Here is a 24,320-nt window from a genome sequence, read left to right as displayed (position 1 = left end):
GGGCCGTCCTGTTATGATGAGCGCCCCGTTGAAAAGCCTCGGGGCAAAAGACGCCGTATTTAACCACAAGCGCGCAGCCGAAACCAAAGGCTGTGCCGACGCCCAGTCCGAGCATGTCCGATAAAATAGAACTTCGCGCAGAGGTGCCGTCCGAATTGGGCGGCCAACGCCTCGATCAAGTCGCCGCACAACTCTTCGCCGAGCACTCTCGCTCGCGCCTTTCCGCCTGGATCAAGGACGGCCGCCTGACTGTGGATGGGGCGGTGATCCGCCCGCGCGACATCGTCCACGGCGGCGCCATTCTCGAGCTGACTGCCGAACAGGAGGCCCAGGGAGAATGGGTCGCCCAGGACATTGCCCTGGACATCGTCTACGAAGACGATGACATCCTGGTGATCAACAAGCCAGCGGGCCTGGTGGTGCATCCGGCCGCCGGTCATGCCGACGGCACCCTGCTCAATGCCTTGTTGCACCACGTCCCGGACATCATCAACGTGCCGCGTGCCGGCATCGTCCACCGCCTGGACAAGGACACTACCGGTCTGATGGTGGTGGCCAAGACCATCCAGGCGCAGACACAACTGGTCACTCAGTTGCAAAGCCGCAGCGTCAGCCGTATCTATGAGTGCATCGTGATCGGCGTGGTCACCGCCGGTGGCAAGATCAACGCCCCCATCGGTCGGCACGGCCAGCAGCGCCAGCGCATGGCGGTGATGGAGGGTGGCAAGCAGGCGGTCAGCCATTACCGCGTGCTCGAACGCTTCCGCTCCCACACTCACGTGCGGGTCAAGCTGGAAACCGGCCGTACCCACCAGATCCGTGTGCACATGGCCCACATCAACTTCCCGTTGGTGGGTGACCCGGCCTACGGCGGTCGCTTCCGCATTCCGCCGGCTGCCAGCCAGACCATGGTCGAATCGCTGAAGAATTTCCCGCGCCAGGCGCTGCACGCGCGTTTCCTGGAGCTGGACCATCCGACCACCGGCAAGCGCATGAGCTGGGAGTCGCCGTTGCCGGATGACTTTGTCTGGCTGCTGACGCTGCTCAAGCAGGACCGCGAGGCGTTCATCGGATGAGTGACTGGCTGATACCCGACTGGCCCGCGCCGGCCTGGGTAAAGGCCTGTGTTACCACCCGTGCGGGCGGCGTCAGCCTGGCGCCGTTCGACAGCCTGAACCTGGGCGATCATGTGGGTGACGACCCTGGGGCCGTCGCCGAAAACCGTCGCCGCCTCACCGATCGATTCGCCATGCGTCCGGCCTGGTTGCAGCAGGTCCATGGGGTTGCCGTGGTCGAAGCCGACCCGACCCAGGTGGCCACCGCCGATGCCAGCTGGACCGCCACGCCGGGTATCGCCTGCACAGCGATGACGGCGGACTGCCTGCCCGTGCTGTTCTGCAACCGTGCCGGCACCCGCGTCGCGGCGGCCCATGCGGGTTGGCGGGGGCTGGCCAACGGCGTGCTGGAGGCCACTCTCGACAACCTTGAAGTGCCTGTGGGTGAAGTCCTTGCCTGGCTCGGTCCGGCCATTGGTCCGCAAGCCTTCGAGGTCGGGCCTGAGGTGCGCGAAGCTTTCATTGCGCAACTGCCTCAGGCGGCACAAGCCTTTGTACCGAGCCACAACGTTGGCAAGTTCCTGGCTGACATCTATGCGCTGGCCCGTCTGCGGCTGGCGGCACGCGGTGTCACGGCCGTGTACGGTGGCGGTCTTTGTACCGTGACGGATCCGCGCTTCTTTTCCTACCGCCGCAATCCGCGCACCGGTCGCTTCGCCTCCCTGATCTGGATTGATCGCTAGACTTCTCTGATCTGTATCAAGGGCGCCCGGCTTGAATCTTCCAGAATCGACCACATCTATAACGGTATCTGGCAGGTTTCTTCATTCAGGATGTGTCCAAGGTCCGGCCTGCTCATTAGGAAGGTGACCCATGCGTATTGATCGTTTAACCAGCAAATTACAGTTGGCCCTGTCCGATGCCCAGTCGTTGGCTGTCGGTCTGGACCATCCCGGTATTGAACCGGCGCATTTGATGCAGGCCATGCTCGAGCAGCAGGGCGGCTCCATCAAGCCACTGCTGATGCAGGTGGGCTTCGACGTGAGCAGCCTGCGTAAAGAGTTGGCCAAAGAACTCGACCAACTGCCCAAGATCCAGAATCCGACCGGGGACGTGAACATGTCCCAGGATCTGGCGCGGCTGCTCAACCAGGCCGACCGTCTGGCCCAGCAGAAGGGTGATCAGTTCATTTCCAGCGAGCTGGTGCTGCTCGCCGCCATGGACGAGAACAGTAAGCTCGGCAAATTGCTGCTTGGCCAAGGCGTGAGCAAGAAAGCCCTGGAAAACGCCATCAACAACCTGCGTGGCGGCGAAGCGGTAAACGACGCCAATCACGAGGAATCCCGCCAGGCGCTGGACAAATACACCGTCGACCTGACCAAGCGTGCCGAAGAGGGCAAGCTCGACCCGGTGATTGGCCGCGATGACGAGATTCGCCGCACGATCCAAGTGCTGCAACGCCGTACCAAGAACAACCCGGTGCTGATCGGTGAGCCTGGCGTGGGTAAAACCGCCATCGCCGAAGGCCTGGCCCAACGCATCATCAACGGCGAAGTGCCGGACGGCCTCAAGGGTAAGCGCCTGCTGTCCCTGGACATGGGGTCGTTGATCGCTGGCGCCAAGTACCGTGGCGAGTTCGAAGAGCGGCTCAAGGCCCTGCTCAATGAATTGTCCAAGCAGGAAGGGCAGATCATCCTGTTCATCGACGAATTGCACACCATGGTCGGTGCGGGCAAGGGCGAAGGCTCGATGGACGCCGGTAACATGCTCAAGCCCGCGCTGGCCCGTGGCGAGTTGCACTGCGTCGGCGCGACCACGCTCAATGAGTACCGCCAATATATAGAGAAGGACGCGGCGCTGGAGCGGCGCTTCCAGAAAGTGCTGGTGGAAGAACCGAGCGAAGAAGACACCATCGCGATCCTGCGCGGCCTTAAAGAACGCTACGAAGTTCACCACAAGGTGGCGATCACCGATGGCGCGATCATCGCGGCGGCCAAGCTCAGCCATCGCTACATCACCGACCGCCAGTTGCCGGACAAGGCCATCGACCTGATCGACGAAGCGGCCAGTCGCATCCGCATGGAAATCGACTCCAAGCCGGAGGTACTCGATCGATTGGAGCGGCGCCTGATTCAACTCAAGGTCGAGTCCCAGGCCCTGAAGAAAGAAAGCGACGAAGCGGCGAAGAAACGCCTGGAAAGGTTGCAGGAAGAGATTGTTCGCCATGAGCGCGAGTATTCCGACCTCGAGGAAATCTGGAACTCGGAGAAAGCCGAAGTCCAGGGTTCGGCGCAGATCCAGCAAAAGATCGAACAGTCCCGCCAGGAACTGGAAGCGGCCCGCCGCAAAGGCGACCTCAACCGCATGGCCGAGCTGCAGTACGGGGTGATCCCGGACCTGGAGCGCAGCCTGCAAATGGTCGACCAGCACGGCAAGAGCGAAAACCAGTTGCTGCGCAGCAAGGTCACCGAGGAAGAAATTGCCGAAGTGGTCTCCAAGTGGACCGGCATTCCGGTGTCGAAAATGCTCGAAGGCGAGCGTGACAAGCTGCTGAAAATGGAAAGCCTGCTGCACCAGCGTGTGATTGGCCAGGAAGAAGCGGTGGTGGCGGTGTCCAACGCCGTGCGCCGCTCGCGTGCCGGGCTGTCGGATCCTAACCGGCCGAGTGGCTCGTTCATGTTCCTTGGCCCGACCGGTGTCGGTAAAACCGAGCTGTGCAAGGCCTTGGCCGAGTTTCTCTTCGACACCGAAGAGGCCATGGTGCGTATCGACATGTCCGAGTTCATGGAGAAGCATTCCGTGGCACGGTTGATCGGTGCGCCACCGGGTTATGTCGGTTATGAAGAAGGCGGCTACTTGACCGAGGCTGTGCGGCGCAAACCGTACTCGGTAATCCTGCTCGATGAGGTCGAGAAGGCCCACCCGGATGTGTTCAACATTCTGCTGCAGGTGTTGGAGGATGGTCGCCTGACCGACAGCCATGGGCGTACGGTGGACTTCCGCAACACGGTGATTGTGATGACCTCCAACCTGGGCTCGACGCAGATCCAGGAACTGGTCGGTGATCGCGAGGCGCAACGCGCTGCGGTGATGGACGCGATTTCCACCCACTTCCGGCCTGAGTTCATCAACCGGGTGGATGAAGTGGTGATCTTCGAGCCGCTGGCCCGTGATCAGATTGCCGGCATTACCGAGATCCAGCTGGGTCGTCTGCGCAGCCGCCTCACCGAGCGCGAGCTGAAGCTGCAGTTGAGCGACGAAGCCTTGGACAAGTTGATCGCAGTGGGTTACGACCCGGTCTATGGCGCACGACCGCTGAAGCGGGCGATCCAGCGCTGGATCGAAAACCCGCTGGCGCAGTTGATTCTGTCCGGTCGCTTCATGCCAGGCGAAACCGTGACGGGCACTGTGGAGAACGACGAAATCGTCTTCAACTGAAAGCCCGCGTATCGGGTGATTGGAATGGCCTCGCACTGCGAGGCCATTTTTTTCATCAGGCCGTTGAACTCAAAGGAAAAGGCTTGTAAAGTGCGCCCCGCAGTACGTCACCCCCTAGGGTCACTTCTCTTTGGGAAGCAACCCGAAACAAGTTGCAAATCATTGTCTTGAAAGCAATTTAAGGGGTTGACAGAGGTTTTTAAGATTGTAGAATAGCGCGCCTCAGACACACGAACGCAGCGATGCGTAAGGGTAGAAGAGGTTGAAGCTAGCTTCAACGTTGTAACTTGAAATATCAGTTCCGTGATAGCTCAGTCGGTAGAGCAAATGACTGTTAATCATTGGGTCCCAGGTTCGAGTCCTGGTCACGGAGCCATTTCAATCGGGGTATAGCGCAGTCCGGTAGCGCGCCTGCTTTGGGAGCAGGATGTCAGGAGTTCGAATCCCCTTACCCCGACCATTTTTGGGTCGTTAGCTCAGTTGGTAGAGCAGTTGGCTTTTAACCAATTGGTCGTAGGTTCGAATCCCACACGACCCACCATTTTTGAAACCAGTTCGCTGGAATCGAATCTTAAGATCAGAGGCCAAAAGCGCTGATCGAGAAGGCGACTTGCGAAGGTCGCCTTTTTTTTACCGGGGTATAGCGCAGTCCGGTAGCGCGCCTGCTTTGGGAGCAGGATGTCAGGAGTTCGAATCCCCTTACCCCGACCATATTGAAAATCCTCGTATCGAAAGATACGGGGATTTTTTTTGCCTGCGAAAAAGCAAATGGTGTTAAGTCATCGTACAAGTTGCCGATAACCCGCCAACAGGGGCCTAGCCCCACCTCAGGCCAACAATAAAAAAGGCACCTCGTTATGTTTCTTCGTCAGCTGAATATCGCCCCGCGCGCGGCGCTGGGTTTTGCCTTGATCGCCGTGCTGGTGGCGTTGCTCGGGGTGTTTGCGCTGGGGCAGATGTCGAGTATCCGCGACAGCGAAGTGGCGGTGGAAACCCAGTGGCTGCCGAGCATTCGCGGTGGTGATGAGATCCGCGAGTGGATGTTGCGCATCCGCACGATTTCCTTGCGCATGGCCCTGGATCAGGATCCGAAGAACATCCCGGTATACCGTGGGCAAATGGACACTCGCGACAAGGAGCTGAGCGAAAAAATCGCCAGTTACGAAAAGCTGGTCGTCACGCCTGAAGGCAAGGCGCTTTATGACCAGTTCAAGCAGACCTTCGCCGCTTACCGTACGGGCATCGCCCAATCCTTCACCCTCGCAGAACAAGGGCGCCGGGACGAGCTGATCAAGCTGCTGCTGGTGGACATGAAGACCGTGGTGGATGGTTCCGGCAAACAGCTCAACGACTTGGCGGAGCTGTTCTCCAAGCAAGTCTCCATCGAGAGCCAGAAATCCCAGGAGCATTACGTCAATTCCCGGATGATCGTCAGCCTGTTCGTGGTGCTCGCCGCCCTGGCTACGGTTGCCCTGGCCATGCTGCTCACCCGTAGCATCGTCAAGCCCTTGGGCGAGGCGCTGGGTGCCGCAGAGAGCGTGGCCAAAGGTGACCTGACCCGTGCGATCGAGACCCATGGCAGCGATGAAGTGAGCCGCTTGCTCAAGGCGCTGGCGACCATGCAGCAGAACCTGCGTGAAACCTTGCAGGGCATTAGTGGCTCGGCTGCGCAGCTGGCGACCGCTGCCGATGAGTTGAACGCAGTCACCGTCGATAGCACCCATAGCTTGCAACAGCAAAACAACGAAATCGAACAGGCCGCCACTGCTGTCACTGAGATGACCACTGCCGTGGAGGAAGTTGCGCGCAATGCGGTTTCCACCTCCGATGCCACGCGTCAGTCCAGTGAGTCGGCGTCTATCGGGCAGCAGCGGGTCAGTGACACGGTCGATGCCATTGGCGCCCTGGCCAGCGATGTACAGGTGACTGGTGGTCTGGTGCAGTCCCTGGCCAACCAGTCGCAGGATATCGGCAAGGTATTGGATGTGATTCGGGCCATCGCCGAGCAGACCAACTTGCTGGCCCTCAACGCGGCCATCGAGGCGGCCCGGGCTGGGGAAAGCGGTCGTGGGTTTGCGGTGGTGGCCGATGAGGTGCGGGCGCTGGCATATCGCACGCAGCAATCGACCCAGGAAATCGAGCAGATGGTCCAGGGCATGCGCAGCGGCGCCACCCAGGCGCTGGACTCCATGCAGGCCAGCTCCAGTCGCGCCGCCAGCACCCTGGCGATGGCGGAGCGGGCAGGGGAGGCGCTACAGACCATCACGGCGTCGGTCAACGAGATTCACGAACGCAACCTGGTGATCGCCAGCGCCGCCGAAGAGCAGGCCCAGGTGGCCCGTGAGGTGGATCGCAACTTGGTGAACATTCGGGATTTGTCCGTGCGCTCGGCCACCGGTGCGAACCAGACCAGCGCGTCCAGCCATGAGTTGTCGCAACTGGCGAATTCGTTGCGCACGATGGTGCAGCGGTTTCAGGTGTGACTGAGGGTTAAGTACTGGCTGTGCTGCCCTCATCGCGAGCAAGCTCGCTCCCACAGTTGATCGCGGTCATTCTGTGGGAGCGAGCTTGCTCGCGATAGCGATGGATCATTCGGCATCAATGCCGCTGGTTCACCGCAATCACTGGCAGGCCCGGTTTCCTCAGTGCAACTTCAGCCTTGGCTCAGTCCCACGCCCGATCTTGCTGCCCAGCATCAACATCGCCGTGCGGAACATGCCGTACAGCGCCATCTGGTGCATGCGGTACAGCGACACATAGAACATCCGCGCCAGCCAGCCTTCGAGCATCACGCTGCCGGTCAGGTTGCCCATCAGGTTGCCCACCGCCGAAAAACGCGACAGCGAGATCAGTGAGCCGTAGTCGGTGTATTTGTATTCGGGCAGGGCCTTGCCTTCGATTCGCAGCTTCACCGATTTGGCCAGCAACGAGGCCTGCTGGTGCGCCGCTTGGGCACGCGGTGGAACATTACGCTCGCTGCCCGGTTGCGGGCAGGCGGCGCAGTCACCGAAGGCAAAGATGTTCTCGTCGCGGGTGGTTTGCAGGGTAGGCAACACTTGCAATTGGTTGATTCGGTTGGTTTCCAGCCCGTCGATGTCCTTGAGGAAGTCTGGTGCGCGAATCCCGGCGGCCCAGACTTTCAGGCTCGCGTCGATCACTTTGCCATCTGCCGTAATCAGGCTGTCGGCGGTCACCTGGCTGACGGCGGCGTTGGTCATGACATTGACCCCGAGTTTTTCCAAGGTCTTGTGCACCGGCCCGCCGATGCGCTCCGGCAGTGCTGGCAAGACGCGTGGGCCCGCCTCGATCAGGGTGATGTGCATGTTTTCCGGCTTGATGCGGTCCAGGCCGTAGGCGTGCAGTTCATGGGCGGCATTATGCAGCTCGGCCGCCAGTTCGACCCCGGTCGCACCGGCGCCGACGATAGCGACGCTGATGCGCTCAACGACATCGGTCTGCCCGGCGTGGGCACGCAGATAGTGGTGAAGCAGCTGCTGATGGAAGCGCTCGGCTTGCTTGCGGGTGTCGAGGAACAGGCAATGCTGCGCCGCGCCTTCGGTGCCGAAGTCGTTGGTGGTGCTGCCGACGGCAATCACCAGGGTGTCGTAGCCCAGTTCCCGGGCCGGCAACAATTCGACGCCGGCCTCGTCATAGGTGGCGGCCAGTTGGATTCTCTTGCGCTCGCGATCCAGGCCACTCATGCGTCCCAGCTGGAACTCGAAGTGGTTCCATTTGGCCTGGGCGACATAGTTGAGTTCGTCTTCGGAAGAGTTCAGGGAGCCGGCGGCCACTTCGTGCAGCAGCGGTTTCCAGATGTGGGTCAGGTTCGCGTCGACCAGCATCACACTGGCCGTACCGCGCTTGCCCAGAGTCTTACCCAGACGGGTAGCCAACTCCAGACCGCCGGCGCCGCCGCCAACGATGACAATACGATGAGTCATGGGGATATCTCGCAAGGCTAAAGGAAATCGGTGCCGTTACCCGAGCGAGTGCAATGCAACTCATAGCGTCAGGTAACTGATCAATCGGCTCAACAGGCCCAGGCCAATCGTGATGGCCAGTACCACCACCAGGAGCATCCACGGCCGGAAGGGTCGGCGCTCGACTCGGTGCTGGGACAGTTGCAGGTACTCTTCGACATGCTTCTGGTCTTCTGGGTTCAGGCGGCTGGTCATAAAGGCCTCGTCAGGTAGACGTTGCGAAATGTGTAGACGCTACAGCGTCAGGCTATCCGGCATTGAAAGCAGCGTAGCCGCTCGCCGGAACAGGTTCGACACGCAGGCTGTCGTCCAGGCGAATGATTCCACTTTTTAACACCCGTGCAGTGATTCCGCCATGGCCGCGCACGGCCTGGAACGTCCCTTCGCCGAGGTTGCGCTCCAGTCGCGCACACGGCTGGCACCAGCCGGTGGTTTCGAAGATCGCCTGGCCGATGCGAAAGCGCCGGCCCTTGAGGCTGAACAGGTTGATGCCGCTGATCACAAGGTTGCGTCGCAGTTCTTGCGGCAACACCGGTTGATCCGCCGGGCGGCCCATCAAGGCGCTGATCACGGCCAGGTGTTCCCACTGAATCAAGGTGACTTGCCGCGCATTGCGCACGCCGGGGCGGGCATGATCACCCGTCAGGCCGGCTTCCAGGCGGGCCTCCACGGCGTCCAGTTCAACCATTGGCGCATGGCCCTGGGGGCGCACGCCGATCCAGCGTACACGGCCTTGCTGGGGCACCGCGGCAATCAGTTCTTGCAGGGGGCTCACAGGCTGATCCCGACATCGAACACAATGCTGCGCCCCAGGTTACTGCGCAGAAAATCCGGCGCGTCGGGATGGGCGAACAATACCCGGGCAAACGTCGGCCCCACCAGCGACAGCGAACGCCAACCCTGGCGCAGGTATTCGGTCGGCGGTGGGAAATGACTGTTGAGGTCCAGCACTTCACGCTTGAGGCTGGCGAAGGCGATGATGTCCAGATCGCCCAGGTCCATGCCGCGCTCGGTGTAGTTGTGGGCTTTCTTGCGTAAGGTCGGGGCCAGCCGCATCAGGAACTCGTTGGCCGGGATCCGCCTAGGCTTGGCTTCGCGGCGCACCAGTTGGCTGAGGGAGAACGCGCTGCGGCGACGTTGCAGTTCGTCGCGCCATTCGTCATTGAGGCGACGACCTTCGTCGAGGACGAAAAACACCTCGAAGTTGGCGTCGCGAAACAAGACGTCCGGCGGCTCCCCGGCAGGGGCGAATTCGTCGGCGCGATAGGGCACGTTCAGCCCTTGCAGCAGGCGCTGGCAGACCCAACGCTCACGCTCCCATTTGCGTGCATTGGAGAGAAAGGCGTTGGCTTGCTCGGCCGCGATGGTCAGCAGGCGTAAATAATCGGAGTCATCCATGAGCCCAAGCTTAGCGTCCAAATGTGATCAAAAAAAATAAAGCTTGCCGTGAAGGGGCAAATTTTCGATCAGGTAGGGCCCGCTAACCCGTCCTGCTCAACCTGGCGCACCAACCAGGCGCAGAACAGCTCCAGTTTCTTGCTGTGTTGGGCACTTCGCTTCGCGATATAGGCGTAGCGGCTTGGGTGGAATCCGAACGGTGCCACCAGGCGGCCCAGGCGAATGTCGTCGGCCACCAGATGCCACGGGGCGACGCAAATCCCCAAGCCGGCAATGGCTGCCTCCAACGTAAAGTAATAGTGCTCGTATTCCAGTCCGGCCGGCGGAGTGCCCCGATATCCAATCGCATCTCCCCAATTTGTCCAGGCATCCGGGCGGGTTTTCGTATGCAGGAGGGGATGGCTGAAAATCGAGTTCAAGTCAGTTAATTGAATGCGCGCGGATAATGTGGGCGACAAAACGATGCCCAAGCGTTCAGGAAACAGCAGGACGGTGTTTTTTTGTTCTGCAACGACACCTTGTTCAGCGGTGATCATGACGTCGTATCGGTCCCGGCCCGGATCGGTCCCGTGGACCGGGGAGCTCAGGCGAATCTTGATGTCGGGGTAAGTCGTATTGAAGTCGAAAAGGCGGGGTATCAGCCACTTGACCGTAAATGTGCTGAAGCAGGACACGTCCAAGGTGCCGGTCGCCGTGTCTCGGACCCTGCCCACCGCAGCCTCGATATGATCCAGCGCGGCTGTCAAATCCGGTAGGAGTTCTTTTCCGGCAGCGGTGAGCTGCGGTTTGTTTTTTGGGCCTTCAAACAGGTCCACGCCAAGACTCAGCTCCAGCTGGCGTACCTGGCGACTCACCGCGCCAGGCGTGACAGACAGCTCCTCGGCGGCAGCCGTCATTTTTCCCAGTCGAGCAGCAGCCTCGAAGGTACGCAGTGCATTCAGTGGAGGGAGTCGACGTCTCATAAAGTGACTTTAACTCAATTAGATGGGGCGCATAAATCGATATCAGGCAGCGCCTGGATTTTGCAGAATTCCCTGGTTCCCCAAGTATCTGCTGACTGCTCAGGATCGGCAGGATTGCGGAGTACTCCAAATCAAATTGAGAGCCCCTCACATGCCATTCGTTCGTACAGCCGTTATCAAAGGTACCAGCCAGCAGCAACGCCAGCGCATTGTGGACGCGATACACCAAGCGTTGGTCGAGAGCATTGGTATGCCCGAGGACGAATTGTTCAACCTGGTCGCGGACTATGATCCGGAGCAGTTTTTCTACAGCCGCACGTTTAATGGCGTGGCTCGTTCGGACAATTTGATCGTGATTGAGATTACGATGCGCAGAGGCCGCAGTGATGCGATGAAACGGGAACTCTACAAAAAAATTGCTGACAATCTGGGTGTCCAGGCTAAGGTTCGTCCGCAAGACGTTTTCATCTTCATGCATGAGAATGACTATTCGGATTGGTCGGTGGGCTTTGGTCAGTTTGCAATGGCATTGGTACAGCAGGCAGGGAGTGTCGCTACGGAGTAGCGAACGAACTGCGTTTTGAGGTCCGTCGCTCGATTAAGCGCAGTGCCGTTTTCAAGTTCTCGCAGGAGTCGTCCATGATCGGTGCCGAACTGCTCTCACCGCAGACCCTGGCATGCGGCTGGCTGATTTATGTGCCGGTGTTGGTCTGGGCGGTGTCGAGGGCGCCGTGGGTCGAGTTGTTCACCGACAGTCGTCGCCAGCACTTGCTGTTTGGCACGGTGTTGGCGCTATTCCTGTTGTGGCTGGTACGGCGGGATTTCGACACGGGCGTTTCGTATCACTTTATCGGCATGACCGCCGTGACCCTGCTGCTGGATTGGCCGTTGGCGATCCTCGGCGGCCTTTTCGCCCAGCTTGCGCTGGTGCTGCTGGGCCGCCAGGACATGGCAGCGGTGGGCGTCAACGGCGTGTTGCTGATTCTGTTGCCGGTGCTGGTCACCGAGTGCTGCGCGATCCTGGTGGAGCGCGCGCAACCGCGCAATCTGTTTGTGTATATCTTCTGCTCGGGGTTTCTCGCCGCCGCGCTTTCGGCGTTGTTGTGCCTGCTGCTGGGGCTCGGTCTGTTGTGGTACGACGGCGTGTTCGCCATGCCTTACTGGCTGGAGGACTTCGTCGGCTACCTCTGGCTGATCATTTTCCCCGAGGCCTTCATCAACGGCATGGTGGTCAGTGCGCTGGTGGTGTTCAGCCCAGAATGGCTGGAGACGTTCAACCGCACGCGCTATCTGTCGGCCCCCTGGAAGGATGACGACAAGCCTTGATTCACATCAAGGCTGCACCCGCGCAGGCCCTTCATGCTCTGGAAAACTTCCAGGAGTACAACCATGAGTGTTTATGAATGGGCGAGGCAAGAGATCAAGCGTAGTCACGATGCCGCAATGGAGATCGGCTTCGACCCGGGCTTGAGTCTGCGTGCCTTGCTCAGTGCGATCGTGCAACAGAGCAAGACAGTGCGCAGCCCTGAAGACCTGGCCGATGAGTTGAGTTTCCTGGCGGAAAACCTCGACGATGAACAGGACTACGGTTTCATGCGGCCTTAGGGGGGCTCAATTAGTTTCCCCACCGGAAACTAATTGAGAACGCCCCCTAATGATGTGAGCGAGGCTCGAAATCTTCACTGAACAGCTCATCCTCGGCATCGGGGCTGACCGGGATCTTGTGTTCTTCCGACGCCCAGGCGCCCAGGTCGATCAGTTTGCAGCGATCGGAGCAGAATGGCCGGAATTTGCTTTCCGGGCTCCATTCCACAGGGGCGCCGCAGGTTGGGCAATCAACGGTTGGGGTTTGGCTCATGACTGGCCTCCACGCAAAGTAAGGTAAAAGTGATGCAGGCGCTCGACCTCGCTGTGTAGCCAGGCGAGGTCGCGGTCGTTGACCACCACGTCGTCGGCATGGCTCAGGCGATCCTGGCGGCTGGACTGGGCCTTGAGGATCGCCTGGACCTGTTGTTCGCTGATCTGGTCGCGCTGCAAGGTGCGTTCGATCTGTAGTTGTTCCGGCACATCGATCACCAGGATCCGTTGCGTCATGGCGTACTGCCCCGACTCGATCAACAGCGGCGATACCAGAATCGCGTAGGGCGATTGTGCCTGGGCCAGATGATGGGCGATCTCTTCGGCGATCAATGGATGCAAGAGCGCCTCGAGCCAACGGCGCTCCTCGGCATTTTCGAAAATCAGTTTGCGCAGGGCCGCCCGGTCCAGCGTGCCGTCGGCCTGCAATACGCCAGGGCCGAAGTGTTCCGCTATCTCAGCCAGCGCCGGGCGCCCTGGTTCGACCACCCAGCGCGCCGCGTGATCGGCGTCGATGACATGCACGCCCAGGTCGATGAAGTGCTGGGCCGCCGCGCTCTTGCCGCTGCCGATGCCACCGGTCAGGCCGAGAATCCAGGGTTTTTTCACGGAGCTATTCATAAACATCGACATTAGAAACCGACAGACCGCCAATAGAAGTCGGTTATTTGACCACCCCAGAGCAAGGCAATCCAGCCAGCAATTGCCAGATAGGGTCCGAAGGGGATCTGCGTCGATCCCGGAGCGTCACGCAGGCGCAGCACAATAACCCCGACAACGGCCCCCACCAGCGACGACAGCAGCAAGGTCAGTGGCAGGATCTGCCAGCCACCCCAGGCCCCCAGCATCGCCAGCAGCTTGAAATCCCCGTAGCCCATGCCTTCCTTGCCGGTGATCAATTTGAATACCCAGAACACCGACCACAGCGCCAGATAGCCGGCTACCGCGCCCCACATCGCCTGATTCAAGGAAACGAACAGCCCGAAGCTGTTGACGATCAAACCCAGCCACAACAACGGCAGCACCAGGGTATCGGGCAGTAATTGATGTTCGGCATCGATCAGGCTCATGCCCAGCAGGCCCCAGCTCAATACCATCACCATCACGGCCTGCCAGCCAAAGCCGAAGTGCCAGGCGACGAACGCTGACAAGGCGCCGCAGGCCAGTTCGGTCAGCGGGTAGCGCCTGCCAATGGGGGCGGCGCAGTTGGAACAGCGACCGCGCAATATCAGGTAGCTCAGCAACGGGATGTTTTCCCAGGCGCGGATGCGATGGCCGCAGTGGGGGCACTGGGAATGGGGCAGCATCAGGTTGTAGACCGGGCCGGGGGCTTCGGCCGGCAGGCCCAGCAGGTCGTGGGCTTGCAGGCGCCATTCGCGGGTGAGCATCTTTGGCAGGCGCCACACCAGGACATTGAGGAAACTGCCGACGATCAATCCAAGCAATAACGCAGTGAGCACGAAGGCCAGGGGATACAGCACGAAGAAGTCAGTCAGGGGCATGTCAGATCGCTGAGCCGAGTTGAAAGATGGGCAGGTACATGGCAACCACCAGGCCACCGACGACCACCCCCAGGACCACCATGATGAAGGGTTCCATCAGGCTGGTGAGGTTGTCCACCAGATTGTCCACTTCGGCCTCATAAAAACTCGCCACCTTGTCGAGCATGTCATCCAGCGCACCGGATTCTTCACCGATGGCGGTCATCTGGATCGCCAGGTTCGGAAAGATCCCTGAGGTACGCATGGAGAAATTCAACTGCATGCCGGTCGAGACGTCTTGCTTGATGCGCTGCACCGCGCGCTTGAACACCACATTGCCGGTGGCGCCCGAGACCGAGTCCAGGGCTTCCACCAGCGGCACGCCGGCGGCGAATGTGGTGGAGAGCGTGCGGGCGTACCGGGCCACGGCGGATTTGTACATCAGGGTGCCTATCAGAGGCAGCTTGAGCAGCCATTTATCGCGCCAGTCGCGAAAGGCCTCGGAGCGCCTGAGGGCGTATTTCACCGCAAAAAAACTACCCACCAGCCCGCCGAGCAGCATCCACCACCATTGCTGCATGAACTCCGAAAGGCCGATGACCATCACCGTGAAGGCCGGCAACTGCGCACCGAACCCGGAGAACACCGACTCGAACTGCGGCACCACCTTGACCAGCAGGATCCCCGTGACCACCGCGGCGACGAGAACGACGGCCGCTGGATAGGTCATGGCTTTCTTGATCTTGGCCTTGAGCGCTTCGCTCTTTTCCTTGTAAGTCGCGACCCGGTCCAGCAGTGTGTCCAGGGCGCCGGCCTGTTCACCGGCGTCCACCAGGTTGCAGTACAGGTCGTCGAAATATTGCGGGCACTTGCGCAGCGATGCGGCGAAGCTGTTGCCAGCGGCGACTTCCTGTTTCACCTCTTCCACCAGCTTGCGCATGTTGGCGTTGTCGAAGCCTTCGCCAATGATGTCGAACGCTTGCAACAGAGGTACGCCGGCCTTGAGCATCGTGGCCATCTGGCGGGTGAAGAGGGCGATATCCAACGGCTTGATGCGTTTGCCCTTGCTGAAAATCGAGGTGGACTTCTTGCGTACCTTCTCCGGGTTGATGCCCTGTTTACGCAATTGAGCCTTGATCAGGGCCGGGCTCTGACCGGTCAGCTCGCCGCTCATTTTTGTGCCTTTGCGGTCTTTGCCTTCCCAAGTGTAGACATCGGTTTTGACTGCTTTGACCGCCATGTTCAATCCTTGGTGACCCGGTTGATTTCCTCGAGGCTGGTCATGCCCTGCATCACCTTGAGCAGCCCCGATGTGCGCAGGTCATTGAAACCGTCCTTGCGCATTTGCAGGTCGATTTCCAGCGAGTTGCCCTCGGCCATGATCAACCGTTGCAGCTCAGGTGTGTTCTTGACCACTTCATAAACCCCCACGCGCCCTTTGTAACCGTGGTTGCACTGTTCGCATCCAACCGGCTCATAGATCGTGAATGTGCCGATGCGTTCCCGGGGGAAACCTTCCTTGAGCAGGGTCTCCTCAGGCACCTCGATGGTTCTCTTGCAGTGGTTGCACAGCTTGCGCGCCAGCCGTTGGGCGATGATCAGGTGTACAGCGGTGGCGATATTGAAGCCCGGAATGCCCATGTTCTGCAGGCGAATCAAGGTTTCGGCGGCGCTGTTGGTGTGCAGCGTGGAGAGCACCAGGTGCCCGGTCTGTGCTGCCTTGATGGCGATTTCGGCGGTTTCCAGGTCGCGGATCTCGCCGACCATGATCACATCCGGGTCCTGGCGCAGGAACGAGCGTAGGGCTTGAGCGAAATCCAGCCCCTGGCGTGGGTTCACGTTGACCTGGTTGATGCCTTCCATGTTGATCTCCACCGGGTCTTCGGCGGTGGAAATGTTGATGTCCACGGTGTTGAGGATATTCAGACCGGTGTACAGCGACACGGTCTTGCCCGAGCCGGTCGGCCCGGTCACCAGGATCAAGCCTTGTGGTTGTTTGAGGGCCGCCATGTACAGGTCTTTCTGATCCGGTTCGTAGCCCAGGGCATCGATGCCCATTTGTGCGCTGGACGGGTCGAGAATCCGGATCACCACTTTTTCGCCCCAGAGGGTGGGCAGGGTGTTGACCCGGAAATCGATCGATTTGCTTTTCGACAGGCGCATTTTCAGGCGCCCGTCCTGGGGTTTGCGCCGTTCGGAGATATCGAGGCTGGCCATCACCTTGAGGCGTGCGGCGATACGGGTGGCCAACTGGATCGGTGGCCGGGCCACCTCCCGCAACATGCCATCGGTACGCACCCGCACCCGGTAGATTTTTTCATAGGGCTCGAAGTGCAAATCGGAGGAGCCGCCCTTGATCGCGTCCAGCAGCATCTTGTTGACGAACCGCACCACCGGCGCGTCGTCGGTGTCCTGGCCAGCGATGGAATCCTGCTTGTGCTCGTCGATCGACTCGATGTCCAGGCCATCGAGGTCGACATCACCCATACCTTCCAGGCCCGTGCTGCTGGATTCGAAGAACTTCTCGATGGCGTCGCTGAGCTTGTCGTCCTCCACCAGGATGGCTTCGGTGGTCAGGCCGGTGCTGAACTGGATGTCATTGATGGCCTGGTGGTTGGTCGGGTCGGAGATGCCCACGAACAATTTATTGCCACGCCGCCACAGTGGCAGGGCGTGGTGCTGGCGCACCAGTTTTTCGCTGACCAGGCCCGTGGGTTGGGTCTCTTTGTCCAGGCTGTTGAGGTCCAGCAGGGCGACGCCAAAATGCTCCGAGGCGATCTCCGCCACCTGGCGGCTCTGGACCAGTTTGTTCTGTACCAGATAACTGACCAGGGGCGTGCGACTGTGCTGGGCCTGTTGGTACGCCTGCTGCGCACTTTGCTCGGTGAGCAGTTCGGCCAGCACCAATTGCTTGGTCAGGCCGCTGAGGGCGATGTCATTCATGGGAATCCCGACGGCGAACAGTTCATGACTTATAGCCTAGTCAAGCGTAAGCGCCTAACCAGCAAGCAAGGGTGACAAAAAACGTCAGATAGTGCGGTTGTTGGGGTAGGACGCAGGGTTTTTTAAGACTCAAACCTGCTGCTGGCTGGGCTGTGAGGGTTGGCATGTGCCGTGCAGTGGCTGCTTCAGGTCATGAGATTTCGCCTCATGCTATGGAGATATCTATGAATAAGCACAAGGGTTTTACGCTGATCGAGCTGCTGATCGTCGTGGCGATCATCGGCATTCTGGCAACGTTTGCGTTGCCGCAATATTCCAAGTACCAGGCGCGAGCCAAGGCTACGGCCGGGCTTGGGGAAATTTCTGCGTTGAAGGTACCGTACGAGGACATGATGAATCAGGGAACTAACCCAACAGCGGACAACATGAACATCACGACGCCTACCAGCAACTGCGCAATAGCAGTCACGGGTACTGCTTCGGCAGGCACAGGCACCATCGTTTGTACCCTCTCAAATGCTCCTGCTGCTGTAGCGGGTAAGACGATCACCCTTAGCCGAGACGCCGCCGGTGCCTGGACATGCGCATCTAACGCTGCCAAGGAATTCCTGCCGGCTGGCTGCCCTGGCGTCTGATACGTGACGAGGTGAGGGGGCTTGCTCCCTCACTAAAAGAAAATCTTCGTAATTCATAAGCTTAGCGGGAAGCCAAAACCCGCAAGTTGCATGTCCAGAATCACCGCTTCATGCATTTTGCATGATTGTGAAAATCGCCGCTTCGCTTAACCAATTGATTTAAAACAAATTAATGGTTTTTCAAAAACTGGCACAGCCTTCGCACTACTCCTGATAACCCTGCCGGGATGCACGTCCGGCAGTTTTTGAGAAAAACAGGAGTTACTCGTATGAAGAAGTTCGCTATCACTGCCGCCGCTGCAACCGCACTGACCTTGACCATGGCTAGCGCATTCGCCGAGACCACTCAAGCGACTCAGGCGCCGATGATGCTGGCTGCTGGCGAAGTGACAGAGGCCAAAGAGGACGTTTCCGATACCTGGATCACCACCAAGGTCAAAGCTGACCTGGTCACCGAAAAAGGCATTCCAGGCACTGATATCAAAGTCGAAACCAACAAAGGTGTTGTGTCCCTATCTTCGATGACCAAAGTCACTGATGCACAAAAAGACACCGCTGTGGCGATCGCCAAGAAAATCAAAGGCGTCAAGGCCGTATCGGCTGACGGCCTGAAAGCCGAGTAAGGCTAAGACTTCTCGCCTGGGCTGGGAGAAGGCGCGGCAAGCGGGCCAGGATATACGTTTGCCGTCGCTTTGGAGTTCATGCGAAAGGCCACATGGATGTGGCCGTTACAGGCCTCCGGCATTCGTGCCGGGGGCCTGTTCTATTGCGGGATTAATCTGTGGGGCAGCGTTTGCGCCCGAATCAGAAGCGAGTCGCCGCCATCGCGAGCAAGCTCGCTTGTATGTTTAGACTTGAAGGGGTGGGCGGGACTAAAAGCTCGATTCCGACTCTAGCCAGTACGGACCGTGGGAGACTTCTCGTTCCGCCCTTTCTACCTAAAGCGCCGATAAGGAATTCATCGGTAAAACCGACGATAGAGGCAAGCCAGCGCAAAGGTAGACCCCGACAAGCACCTAAACCCTAGCTCCGAGGATTCGTCATGACAATCCTTAACTCACCAACGGTTATTGGTATCGATGTAGCGAAGGCCGAAATCGTCGTTTACCGCGAAGACCTGAAAATCACTCAAGCCATCGCCAACAATCGCGAAGCTCTTGGCCGGTGGCTCAAAACGCTACCAGCCCAAAGCTCGATTGCGCTGGAAGCCACCAGTTTTTATCACCTGGACACAGCTGAGCTGGCCCATGGAATGGGGTTTCATGTTTACGTTGTGGATCCTTATCGGGTGGCCCATTACCGTGAAAGTATTGGGCTGCGGGCTAAAACTGATCCTTGTGATGCGCGTTTGCTGGCTCGTTATCTAACGAACGAGCAAGCAAGGCTGCGTATCTGGAGCCCACCTCCAGAAGCCTACAAAGTGTTAAAAAACCTGCTTAGAAAACGTGCGGCACTCATCAAGGCCCGTGTCAGTATCGTGCTGAGTTTTTCGAACGAACCGTGCCTAAAGGACATCTTGGCCCGGCAGTTGGAGGTCTTCAAAGAGTCCGATCAGGCCATTCAGAAGCTAATGCGTGAGGCCAGCCAAGCGGTAGGGATCACTGAAAACATCAACCGCTGCAAAGCCATTGAAGGGATTGGTGAACTGACGGCCATTGGCTTGGCGACCGCATTCATGCGCGGTCACTTTGTCAGTGGCGATGCATTCATTGCTTTCTTGGGGATGGATTTGCGTCCAAAAGACTCAGGGAAGAAGCACAGTCCTCGTCACTTGAGCAAAAAAGGGGACGGGGAGCTACGACGCCTGGCGCACAACGCCGCGATGGCGGCCTGTCGGTCTCCTGCCTGGAAACCTTACTATGAGGCCTTCTTGGCACGAGGCCTGGCCAGAACTCAGGCCTTGGTTATCCTTGCCCGCAAGTTGTGTCGGGTAGCATTCGCCCTGATGAAAAATCAGAGCGAATACCAACCAAATTCACGGTTGCAGGGTTCCCCTGCAACATAGAATCTCCCACATTATTCAGGGTGATCCCCAAATCGATGTTCACCGTGTCCCCCCTGTGGGAGCGAGCTTGCTCGCGATGGCGGCGGCACATTCAACACAAGCTCAGCGCCCGCGCTTGCTGGTGATTTGCACCAGCCGATTCCCCTCGAAACGCAGGTACTGGTACATGCCGCTGTTGGGGCCGTAGGTCCATTCTTCCACCGGGTATTCTTCCCGGCGATTGACACTGCGTTTATAGCCCAGGTCATCCCGCGCTACCGGCTCCCCGCACTTTTGCAGCACTTCGCTCGAGCGGTCTCCGACGCTGATCAACTGGCTGCCGCAGCGCAGCGTATCGGCTGCCGCCATTTGGCCAGCGGCCAGCAATAAAGCCAGGCTGAGGCCGTACAGGTACTTCATCTTATTCGGCATCCAGATGCATAGGCGTGATCACACTGCCGTCGCTCTCGGCCTGGCCGAGGCTGGCGTCGATGAAATACACACGGTCGTCGGCCAACTGCCCTTTGTCTACCAGGAAGTCCTTGATGCTGCTAGCCCGCTCCTGCCCCAGTTGGCGCAAGAGCACGTCACTGCCGCTCCAGAACTTGATCACGCCCTCGCGCAGTTTCTCGATTCGTGCCTTTTTATCCAATTGCGTCCATTCGGCGGGCGGCTGGGTCTTGAGGCGGGTGCGGTAGATGCCTTCGAGCAGCGGTGGCTTTTCATCCTCGGGCACCTGTATCAGCGAGGCCTGAGCCGGTACTTTGTCGCCCCGACGTTGCAGCATCTTGTAGTAGTTGTACTGGTATTCACGTTCCAGGCGCTGGGCGGCGAGCAACGGGCCATCGCTGCTCTCGGCGGCAGTCCCTTCGATCTCCAGGCGCAGCTCGGGACGTTTACCCAGGGCCTCGGACAGCTTGAGCAGTACACCTTCGTTTTCTTTGCTCAGATCGCTGGAACCCGGAGCGAACGACACACTGCCCAAGTCTTCCGAACCGCCACCGGCCACCAACCCACCGATGAGTTTGAACGGCGCCTGGGCCGCTCGTACCACCAGGTTGCGCAGGGTCTGCCAGATGATCGGCATGACGCTGAATTGCGGATCGTTGAGATCACCGGAAACCGGTAGTTCGATGGAAATCCTGCCGTCTGAATCCTTCAGCAATGCAACGGCCAATTTGAGTGGCAGGCTCACGGCATCCGGGCTGTCGACTTTTTCCCCCAGTTGCAGTTGCTCGACCACCACCTTGTTCTCCGCCTGGAGCTTGCCCTGGGTGATCCGGTAATGCAGGTCGAGATTGAGCCGGCCCTTGCGGATGCGATAGCCGGCGAACTTGCCAGAGTAGGGCGTCAGGGTGGTCAGCTCGACCCGTTTGAAGCTGGTGGCGATGTCGAGGCTGGCCATTGGGTCGAAGGGGTTGACTGCCCCCTTGATGGTGACCGGTGCATAGCGATCGACCTTGCCCTTGATGTCCACGCTGGCCGGTTTGGCCTGGCGGCTGTCGATGGTGCCGATCTGACCGTTGAGCTGTTGGATGGCGGTGGCGAAGTTGGGGGTCAGGCTGAAGTCGGCGAAGTTGGCCGAGCCGTCGTTGATGGCGATGCCTCCGATGTGGATACCCAGCGGTTTCTCCTGGGAGGCCGATTTTGCCGCGGTTTTCTTCGTGCCGCTGTCGGCCGGTTGCGGGATCAGCAGGTCATCGACGTTGGTGGTGCGGTCGTCGTTGATCATGAAGCGCGCGTACGGCTGGAACAGGTTGACCTTGTCGATGGACAGGCTGTCACCGTGCTGGTAGTTGAGGCCCTCGAGGACCAGGCTCTGCCACTTGAGGAAATCTCGGGTCTTGAGGGTGTCGAGGGTGTGTAGCTGATCGACCTGGGCGCGACCGGTAACGGCGAATGCCAGCGGCTCGGTGCTTTTGAGATCTACCGCCAGATCGCTGCCGAGCATCCCGGAGCGCAATTCCAAGCGAATGAACGGGTTGATATACGACTGGGCCACCCGCAGGTCGACATCCTGGGTCTTGACCTTGAGCCGGGCGGTGATCGGGTTCAGGTTGACCTCGCCGTCGGCCAGGATCTTGCCTTGTTTACCCAGCCCGGTGTCCAGCTTGAGGGTAAAGGGTGAGCCGTTGAGGGTGTCGTAGTTCTGCAGGTCGAGGTTCAGCGGGCCGACCTCAAGTGCTACGGCGGGCTGGGCCTGACGGTCAGCCAGATGCACTTGGTAATTGCGCAGTTGCACATCCTTCAACACCACCTGCCACGGTTTGCTGGGCGCCTGGGGGGCCGGCTTCGGCGAATCGGCGGCAGCCGGGGCTGAGGCAGGCTCGGCCTTTACCTGGGGTTTGGCTGGCTGGCTGGCGAAGAGTTTCTGCCAGTCCAACTGCCCGTCCGCCTCGCGCGCGGCCCAGGTTTCCAGTTTCTGGCTGCGGATCTTGCCCACGATGACTTGCTGCTTGGCCAGGTCCACCGTGGTTTCACTGACATCCAGGCGTTCGAGTTTTACCAGTGGACGGCCATCGGGGGCCTTGATGGCGAAAGGTGCGACACTGACGGCGACGTTGTTGAGCAGCAGCTCGGTGCCCTTGGCCAGGTTGAGCTTGTAGTCGGTGCTGAGATTCAGGATGCCGTTTTCCAGTACCAGGGGTACCGCATCGCGGACATAGGGCCACCAGGCTTTCATCTGGCCGCCGGTGACTTTGAGTGTGCCTTGGGAGGCAATCGGCGTGAGGCTGAAATTGCCGCTCCAGTCGATATGCCCGCCTTCGGGGCCGGCGGCCACCAGGGTCATGTCGGCATTGTCGTCGGGCAGGGTGCTGAGGTTTTTCAGCTCGAAATCGAGGGTGTCGTAAAGAAATTCGATGGGTTCACTGGGGCGCAGGTCCTGGAAGTGCAAATAACCGCCGGCCAGCTTGATCCGATCGACCCGCAGCGGGAAGGGGTGGGCTTCGGGATCGGCGGGCGTCGGTTCGCTGGCCGGCAGCTTGAACAGGCCCAGCAGGTTCAACTGACCGTCCTTGGTGAACACGACTTCGGTCTTTGGCTTGTCCAGTTCGATGTCGACCAGGTGCAGGGCGCCGGACCACAGACTATCGAGTTGCAAGTTGGCGTAGAGCCGTTCGAAGCCGACCTGCTCCTTGCCCGGTTCGCCGATATTCAAACCCCAGAGGGTGACTTCCAGGCTGAAGGGATTGAGTTCTATACGCTGGATCTGGGCCGGCACCGTCGCAAGGGCGGCCAATTGCTGGTTGGCGATGCGCAAGGCGATGCCCGGCACTATCAGGAAACCCAACAGGCTGTAGAGGGCCAGTGCGGTCAACAGAGCGCCGATAGCGCGAATCAATCCTTTGGGCATGTGCGGCTTCATCTTGGTGTGAATTCGGAATGCCTTGGAGTATGGCATGCGTTTACGGTTCCGAAGCCACTGTGATTTATGAGATTTGTCTGTTTTCTGCGTGAGAATTGCGGTGCGCGTTTAGAGCTGGAGGATCAATGTCTTGAGCGGTGGCTGCTGATCCAGGGAGGGGAAATCACGGCCGGGTGTCAACACGCTCCATTCGCGCACCGGGCGGCCGGCCTTTTGCGCGCAACGCAACACCTGCTCGCGCCAGTCGTCCATGGGCACTTTTGCCAGGTTGTTGCAGCAAATCAGCACGCCATTGTCGGCGGTGGTGAGCAGCGCCGGTTTCAGCAGGCTTTGGTAGTCGCGCAACAGGTCGACGGTGCCGAAAGCACTCTTGGCCCAGGCCGGCGGGTCGAGCAGTACCAGGTCGTATTGACGTTGCTCCAGGCGCGTATAAGCCGGCAGTTTCTGCCCGCGTCGCTGGCTGATAGGCAGACCGGCCAGTTGGCGGATCGCCGGGAAGTAATCCGATTGCACGAATTCCATGGGTGGCAAAGCGGGGTTGAGCAGGCCGTTCTCGCGACCCACCGCCAGGTTGCCTTCGGCGAAGTCCAGGTTGCACACCTCGCGCGCTCCACCGGCCGCAGCGCTCAAGCCAACGCCGCAGGTGTAGGCGAACAGGTTCAGTACGCTTTTGTCACGGCTGTGTTCCTTGACCCAGCCCCGGGCGTTGCGCAGGTCGAGGAACAGCAGCGGATCCTGCCCGGTATGGCGCCCGCGCACGCGATAGTTCAGGCCCCATTCATGGCCGATCAGGTCTTGCAGGGCGGCTTCGTCAGCTTGGTACACCGTGTCCTGGCGGTCGATGCGCGAATTGCCCCGGGCGCGGTCGTTATAGACCAGCAGGGTGTCCTGGCCCAGGCGTTCGTTGACGATGCCGTGCAGTTGCAACAAGGCATCGCGTTCCAGGGACTGATGGAAACTCTGCACCAACAGTTGCGGGCCGTAGCGGTCGACGGTCAGCCCGGGAGCGCCTTCCTGGCTGCCGTGGAACAGGCGATAGCAATCGGTGCCTTGCTGATGCAACTGGCCAAGCAGGTCCTGGCGTTGGTCGAGGGCGGCGCGCAGCGCCTGATTCAAGGAAGACATGCCGGGCGCGCCTTAGAGAAATGAGGCGCGGGAGTTTAGCAGTTATGGACCAGACGCCCATCTGCGGCGAGGGATTTATCTGTGACGAGGGGATA

23 protein-coding genes and 4 tRNA genes are annotated in these 24,320 nt (G+C 59.6%); 14 read left to right on the top strand and 13 right to left on the bottom strand.

Annotation, left to right across the window (positions count from 1 at the left end; all coding sequences use genetic code 11):
- Positions 1–113: 113 nt before the first annotated feature.
- From rluD to J9870_RS24935, 8 genes are all read left to right on the top strand, one after another.
- On the top strand, positions 114–1,076 hold the full coding sequence (rluD, locus tag J9870_RS24970) for a 23S rRNA pseudouridine(1911/1915/1917) synthase RluD (RefSeq protein ID WP_003205696.1): 963 nt from the start codon (positions 114–116) through the stop codon (positions 1,074–1,076).
- Positions 1,073–1,798, top strand: a complete 726-nt coding sequence (gene pgeF, locus J9870_RS24965) for a peptidoglycan editing factor PgeF (protein ID WP_210641003.1) — start codon at positions 1,073–1,075, stop codon at positions 1,796–1,798. The genes rluD and pgeF overlap by 4 nt, the downstream gene beginning before the upstream one ends.
- Before the next feature lie 130 nt (positions 1,799–1,928).
- On the top strand, positions 1,929–4,493 hold the full coding sequence (gene clpB / locus J9870_RS24960; RefSeq protein WP_210641001.1) for an ATP-dependent chaperone ClpB: 2,565 nt from the start codon (positions 1,929–1,931) through the stop codon (positions 4,491–4,493).
- A gap of 300 nt (positions 4,494–4,793) precedes the next feature.
- Positions 4,794–4,869: transfer RNA gene (locus J9870_RS24955), tRNA-Asn, on the top strand.
- A 7-nt stretch (positions 4,870–4,876) separates the two neighbouring features.
- A tRNA-Pro gene (locus J9870_RS24950) sits at positions 4,877–4,953 on the top strand.
- Positions 4,954–4,958: 5 nt separating this feature from the next.
- Positions 4,959–5,034, top strand: a tRNA-Lys gene (locus J9870_RS24945).
- 93 nt (positions 5,035–5,127) lie between these two features.
- Positions 5,128–5,204: transfer RNA gene (locus tag J9870_RS24940), tRNA-Pro, on the top strand.
- A 146-nt stretch (positions 5,205–5,350) separates the two neighbouring features.
- Positions 5,351–6,976, top strand: a complete 1,626-nt coding sequence (locus J9870_RS24935) for a methyl-accepting chemotaxis protein (RefSeq protein WP_210641000.1) — start codon at positions 5,351–5,353, stop codon at positions 6,974–6,976.
- A 159-nt stretch (positions 6,977–7,135) separates the two neighbouring features.
- On the opposite strand, the gene J9870_RS24930 is transcribed toward J9870_RS24935, so the two are convergent.
- The 5 genes from J9870_RS24930 to J9870_RS24910 form a co-directional block, all read right to left on the bottom strand.
- The gene (locus tag J9870_RS24930) at positions 7,136–8,434 is read right to left on the bottom strand and encodes an NAD(P)/FAD-dependent oxidoreductase (RefSeq protein WP_210640998.1); all 1,299 of its coding nucleotides are present in this window, start codon (positions 8,432–8,434) and stop codon (positions 7,136–7,138) included.
- Between the two features lie 60 nt (positions 8,435–8,494).
- Entirely contained in the window at positions 8,495–8,668 is a 174-nt protein-coding gene (locus tag J9870_RS24925) for a DUF3094 family protein (RefSeq protein WP_076386361.1), read from the bottom strand.
- A 52-nt stretch (positions 8,669–8,720) separates the two neighbouring features.
- Complete coding sequence (locus J9870_RS24920; RefSeq protein ID WP_210640996.1) at positions 8,721–9,248, bottom strand: MOSC domain-containing protein; 528 nt, start codon at positions 9,246–9,248, stop codon at positions 8,721–8,723.
- Positions 9,245–9,871, bottom strand: coding sequence for a DUF1780 domain-containing protein (locus J9870_RS24915; protein ID WP_003205682.1), 627 nt, complete (start codon positions 9,869–9,871; stop codon positions 9,245–9,247). The genes J9870_RS24920 and J9870_RS24915 overlap by 4 nt, the downstream gene beginning before the upstream one ends.
- Before the next feature lie 68 nt (positions 9,872–9,939).
- Positions 9,940–10,767 (bottom strand): LysR substrate-binding domain-containing protein, encoded by an 828-nt coding sequence (locus J9870_RS24910; protein WP_246883052.1) that lies wholly within the window; start codon positions 10,765–10,767, stop codon positions 9,940–9,942.
- 217 nt (positions 10,768–10,984) lie between these two features.
- On the opposite strand from J9870_RS24910, the gene J9870_RS24905 reads away from it, so the two are divergent.
- From J9870_RS24905 to J9870_RS24895, 3 genes are all read left to right on the top strand, one after another.
- Entirely contained in the window at positions 10,985–11,398 is a 414-nt protein-coding gene (locus tag J9870_RS24905; protein ID WP_210640992.1) for a tautomerase family protein, read from the top strand.
- Positions 11,399–11,472: 74 nt separating this feature from the next.
- Positions 11,473–12,159, top strand: a complete 687-nt coding sequence (locus tag J9870_RS24900; protein WP_210640990.1) for an energy-coupling factor ABC transporter permease — start codon at positions 11,473–11,475, stop codon at positions 12,157–12,159.
- A gap of 63 nt (positions 12,160–12,222) precedes the next feature.
- Entirely contained in the window at positions 12,223–12,438 is a 216-nt protein-coding gene (locus J9870_RS24895) for a hypothetical protein (RefSeq protein WP_210640988.1), read from the top strand.
- 46 nt (positions 12,439–12,484) lie between these two features.
- Here the strand turns inward: J9870_RS24895 and yacG are convergent, their stop codons facing one another.
- From yacG to pilB, 5 genes are read right to left on the bottom strand one after another with little or no spacing between them, the layout of a single operon-like run.
- Positions 12,485–12,691: a DNA gyrase inhibitor YacG gene (yacG, locus tag J9870_RS24890; RefSeq protein WP_003205675.1), complete on the bottom strand. Its 207-nt coding sequence runs from the start codon at positions 12,689–12,691 to the stop codon at positions 12,485–12,487.
- Positions 12,688–13,311 (bottom strand): dephospho-CoA kinase, encoded by a 624-nt coding sequence (gene coaE, locus J9870_RS24885; RefSeq protein ID WP_210640986.1) that lies wholly within the window; start codon positions 13,309–13,311, stop codon positions 12,688–12,690. The genes yacG and coaE overlap by 4 nt, the downstream gene beginning before the upstream one ends.
- Before the next feature lie 11 nt (positions 13,312–13,322).
- Positions 13,323–14,192 carry an A24 family peptidase gene (locus J9870_RS24880; RefSeq protein WP_210640984.1) on the bottom strand — a complete coding sequence of 290 codons (870 nt, stop codon included), beginning with the start codon at positions 14,190–14,192 and terminating at the stop codon, positions 13,323–13,325.
- A 1-nt stretch (position 14,193) separates the two neighbouring features.
- A complete protein-coding gene (locus J9870_RS24875; RefSeq protein ID WP_210640982.1) occupies positions 14,194–15,411 on the bottom strand; it encodes a type II secretion system F family protein in 1,218 nt (405 codons plus the stop codon).
- A 2-nt stretch (positions 15,412–15,413) separates the two neighbouring features.
- Positions 15,414–17,114, bottom strand: coding sequence for a type IV-A pilus assembly ATPase PilB (gene pilB, locus J9870_RS24870; protein ID WP_210640980.1), 1,701 nt, complete (start codon positions 17,112–17,114; stop codon positions 15,414–15,416).
- A gap of 224 nt (positions 17,115–17,338) precedes the next feature.
- On the opposite strand from pilB, the gene J9870_RS24865 reads away from it, so the two are divergent.
- The 3 genes from J9870_RS24865 to J9870_RS24855 all read left to right on the top strand — a co-directional run bounded on the left by J9870_RS24865 (position 17,339) and on the right by J9870_RS24855 (position 19,754).
- Complete coding sequence (locus J9870_RS24865; RefSeq protein ID WP_210640979.1) at positions 17,339–17,749, top strand: pilin; 411 nt, start codon at positions 17,339–17,341, stop codon at positions 17,747–17,749.
- 269 nt (positions 17,750–18,018) lie between these two features.
- Positions 18,019–18,372, top strand: a complete 354-nt coding sequence (locus tag J9870_RS24860) for a BON domain-containing protein (protein ID WP_003205664.1) — start codon at positions 18,019–18,021, stop codon at positions 18,370–18,372.
- Between the two features lie 419 nt (positions 18,373–18,791).
- Entirely contained in the window at positions 18,792–19,754 is a 963-nt protein-coding gene (locus tag J9870_RS24855; protein ID WP_210639263.1) for a transposase, read from the top strand.
- A gap of 102 nt (positions 19,755–19,856) precedes the next feature.
- On the opposite strand, the gene J9870_RS24850 is transcribed toward J9870_RS24855, so the two are convergent.
- The 3 genes from J9870_RS24850 to J9870_RS24840 all read right to left on the bottom strand — a co-directional run bounded on the left by J9870_RS24850 (position 19,857) and on the right by J9870_RS24840 (position 24,225).
- The gene (locus J9870_RS24850; protein WP_210640977.1) at positions 19,857–20,153 is read right to left on the bottom strand and encodes a DUF2845 domain-containing protein; all 297 of its coding nucleotides are present in this window, start codon (positions 20,151–20,153) and stop codon (positions 19,857–19,859) included.
- A 1-nt stretch (position 20,154) separates the two neighbouring features.
- Entirely contained in the window at positions 20,155–23,088 is a 2,934-nt protein-coding gene (locus J9870_RS24845; RefSeq protein ID WP_210640975.1) for a DUF748 domain-containing protein, read from the bottom strand.
- A 120-nt stretch (positions 23,089–23,208) separates the two neighbouring features.
- Complete coding sequence (locus J9870_RS24840; protein WP_210640973.1) at positions 23,209–24,225, bottom strand: class I SAM-dependent methyltransferase; 1,017 nt, start codon at positions 24,223–24,225, stop codon at positions 23,209–23,211.
- Positions 24,226–24,320: the final 95 nt, after the last annotated feature.

Source organism: Pseudomonas sp. Tri1, from assembly GCF_017968885.1.
Lineage (GTDB): Bacteria > Pseudomonadota > Gammaproteobacteria > Pseudomonadales > Pseudomonadaceae > Aquipseudomonas.
Note: the sequence above shows the minus strand (reverse complement) of the source record. Positions and strands in the feature narration are given on the sequence as shown.